Annotated in this window: 2 protein-coding genes; both read right to left on the bottom strand. The window is 41.3% G+C overall.

The window, feature by feature from the left end; all coding sequences use genetic code 11:
• The coding region (locus tag ABYB02_RS15335; protein WP_372763274.1) for a TonB-dependent receptor domain-containing protein at positions 1–3,168 on the bottom strand (3,168 nt) is incomplete at its 3' end.
• 28 nt (positions 3,169–3,196) lie between these two features.
• Positions 3,197–3,942: S1/P1 nuclease (locus ABYB02_RS15330; RefSeq protein WP_372763273.1), on the bottom strand; the 746-nt coding region annotated here is incomplete at its 5' end.

Here is a 3,942-nt window from a genome sequence, read left to right as displayed (position 1 = left end):
CGATGATGACGTTGCAATTTGGCTGTAATTACGCACATCAGCGCCATTATAGCGAGCATCGATGATATAACGGCCTTCGTCATCTAAGCCACCAAAGTCATAAATGGCTTGATCTTGGAAACCTAAACGTTTTTCTATACCCCAGTCACTGTTAAGTAAGTTAGCAAAGTTATCTATCATAAAGTAAACCTCACCTTTATGACCTTCAGCAAACCCAGGAATTTCTTGTTTAACACTAATATCCATAGTGGTTACCCAAGGTTGAGTACCTGAATTACGGTCTAAAATCGTGCCACGCTCAGAAATACCCGCACGGTTTAGTAACGTTTCAAGCTCATTCCACGACAAGCCAGACTCATCCCAATTTACATTGGTGTCATCAGCGCCGGTTGGAATGTAAGCAAGGTAAGCAGAGCTTGAGTTAAAGTCACGTGTATCACCTAAGTCACCGTCTCTGAACATACCCATAGTATAGCTAAATGGACGACCAGAGCGACGCTCAAAGTACATGTTAAACTTGGTTTGGTAGCCGGTAAATAATTCAGTTTTGTAGCTTACATTAATTTTAAAGCTATGCTCAACTTCATACGCACCGCGGTGCGCTAAATCTTGGTTGCGGTTTTGTGTCACATTGTATTGATAGTTACTTTGTGCGCGAGAAGATGAGCCAGAAGCGGCTTCAGTAATATCTTGGTGCGCATAACTGGTCGATATATACAAACCATTATCCCACTCTTTAGCAAGTGCTGTAGAGAAGATCACCGAGCGTCCGTCTTCGGCTGAGTTAGTCATCATAATATCAAAGTTATCTTTCAAATCACCAGAGTAGATACTTTCATAAATAATACGCTCACCATCAGCGGCAACGCCGACTTGTTGAATAGCCGTATTATGCCAAACAGCCTCATTTTCTTTTTTATGGTAAGCAATTTCAGCTTGCCATTTAAAGCCATTACCTAACAGTTCAGAATCAAACTCATAGTCAAAGCCAACTTGCGCACGAATGCTTGAAGGTAGTTTGAAATTAGGGTCGATATAGTTAGTGCTACCGGCACCTTGTACTAATGAGTTTTTAATTTCATCAGGTATTTTAGTGATATCGGCCTTATTATTGGCATAGTAATCATCAATCGCACTTTGCGGTGCTTCAACAAAGGTAATACCATCATTTTGGAACGAGTTATTGTACCAAACATTTGGAATACCGCCTTGGAAACGACCCACACCACCATTAACGGTTAGTGCTTCTGTGGCATAATATTTAAAGCCAATGCGCGGTAAAATAATATCAACACCGTCCAAGTTCTCTTGGTTAGTGTAGCCGTAGGTTTCTAAAAATTTTTCATTTAGCGTGGGCTTGTCGTCAGACGCTAAACGCTCATAACGAATACCCGCAGTTACTTCTAAATCATCGCTGGCGTAAAACGTGTCTTCGATGTAAAGCGCGAGCTGGCTGCGCGTTGCATCGTAAGCGGTATCGGCTGAGTTATTGGTATAGGCATTACCGTATGAAAAATCATATTCGCCTCTAAAGTTGCCCACTTCACGGTCGGCAAAGCCATCAAAGTTATCAAACTCCCATGAACCTAATGAGTTAGCAGCAAATAAGTTGTATAAATTAAGTGACTCGTACTTAGCGCCAAACTTAAGCTGGTGCTCGTCTAATAAATAAGTACCATCAAAAGTGAGGGTTAGATTTTCAGTGGCTGACTTATTAGCATGACGGAATTGGTCGGTACCAAATTCATACGCAGGACCGCGAAAATACTCTTCTACTTTAACACTACCAATACTTGAATTAGTGATGCTATCTGAAGTCACGTCTTTGTAGGCGATGCCAATTTCAGTAGAAAAGTCTTCATTCCAATCTGAATACAGCTTAGTAGCAAAGTTATTAAACTTAGTCGCATAGGTATAGCGAGTTGATGCTAGCTGAACTGTGCTGCCACCCATGCCAAAGTTACGTTCATCTTGATCGTCTTGCCATTGGTAAGTAAAGTCTAAGCGGTGATCGTCATTCACGTTCCAGCTTAATTTCACTAATAGTGATTCATTAGTGTCTTTCGGATCGCCACCTAAAGAGTCTTGCATGCCATACACGTTATCTAAAATAGCAATGAATTGATCAAAGCTTTCTTTGGTAACATCGTATTCGTTGGCTGCGCCTGAGCCTTCAAAACCATAGTCTAAATCAAGCTCACTTTTCCACGCATTGTAGTTTACAAAGTAAAACAGCTTATCTTCTAAAATTGGTCCGCCAAAGTTAAAGCCATAGCGTGCTTCAGTTTGGATTGGTTCTACTTGTTCAACCACAAAGGTTCTGTGGCCGTCTTCATCTAGAGCGGGTCTGCCGTTTGCGTATACTTGTGAAATGCTATCAACATCACCGGCCATATCTGGGGTTGAAGTTTCGTAAAAGCCAGAAAATTTAAATTCGTTGGTACCTGACTTTGTTACTGCGTTAATGGTACCGCCACCAAAGTTACCTTTGGCTGCTGAAAATGGCGATACATCAACAGAAATTTGCTCAATAGCATCAAGTGCAACAGGTGGTTGCGCTGTAGGGTAGCCGCCATAGTTCAAACCAAAATCATCATTTTGGCCAATGCCGTCCACGGTTAAGCTGTTACTGCGAGGATTATTACCAGCAAATGTAAGCTCACCATTACCATTAATGCTGGCAAGGGGGTTTAAACGGGCAATATCTTTAATATCGCGGTTAAAGCTTGGCATGTTTTGAATCGTGTCTTCACCAAAAGAGCTGCTTGAGCCACCCGATTGTTGTACGATTTTATAGCCAGAAACCTCAATTTTTTCCATGTTAAGTGGACGCAGTTGAGAGTTTAATCGGTAGGTGCCACCCAGCTCAAGGTAGATGTTTTCTAGTGTAGTGTCGTTAAAGGTATCAGAGTCGATAACCACAGTGTAAGGCCCACCAACACGTAAACCATTGGCAATAAAGGTACCACTGGCATTGGTGGTTAGTTCGCTCACTGTACCAGTAGGGCCGTGAATAACTTTAATTTTTACATTAGCAGCACTTTCACCCGATGGAGTAGTGATTTTACCGCGCATGGCAGATGACGTATCGGCAGCCATCGCACTGGCTGAAACACCCAGAGCCAATACTATTGCTCCGGTTAATTTCGACAGACGAAGTTTATTCATTATGTTGTTTTCCCGTATTGAAGGTTACTTAGTTGATTGTTTTTTCGTTAGTTTGCATCTTTAGTGCACTGACTAACGGAGTAGCTGATTCATCAAAAAGACTATTTAATAAACCAGCAAGTCTTATTCCGCTTTGTTGTAAGCGTGTTTTAATAATTGGCATATGGTTATAAACGTAACTGTAGCTGATGTCTGTTTCATTTTTATTATAAAGTGATTCGGCGATGTTGTTTGATTCAACTAACCAGCTTGTTGGCGAACTGGCTAAGTACTCACTAATTAATAGTGGATTAGTGGTATTGATAAACTCGGCAAACTCGGTGTACGACAAGTTTTCGCCTTCAATTAACTTACTGTCCCACAGACTATGTAAATTTGTTTCTTGGCCAAAATATTGCACCTTTATACGATTACCACCGCGGTCTTCGGCGCGACCAGCATGAAAAGGCTGGTGGCTATCACCCACCAAGTGGACTAAAAAGCGTAGGCTAAATTGCTTCGCATCAAGCGAGCTTGTTTCGCTTTTAAGTGTTTGAATAGAATAATGGATCCCTTCTAAAATATTCGTCACAGACTCTTTGTTTTTAGTGTGAGCATGATTAAGTATTAAGGGTTGATTTGCAGGTTTATTTATATAATGCCAGCGTGATGATTTCTTTTGCCAAAACTCACCGGGAGCCGAACGCATCTCATCCGGCCAAGTAGAAATTTGCGCTAACGATTCATTATTTAACAAAGGCAACAGTTTTTGTTTCGTTGTCGCTGTTAAATGTG

Source organism: Pseudoalteromonas sp. (assembly GCF_041613455.1).
GTDB lineage: Bacteria > Pseudomonadota > Gammaproteobacteria > Enterobacterales > Alteromonadaceae > Pseudoalteromonas.
The sequence above is the reverse complement of the archived record's forward strand: the minus strand, read 5'-3'. Positions and strand labels throughout refer to the sequence as shown.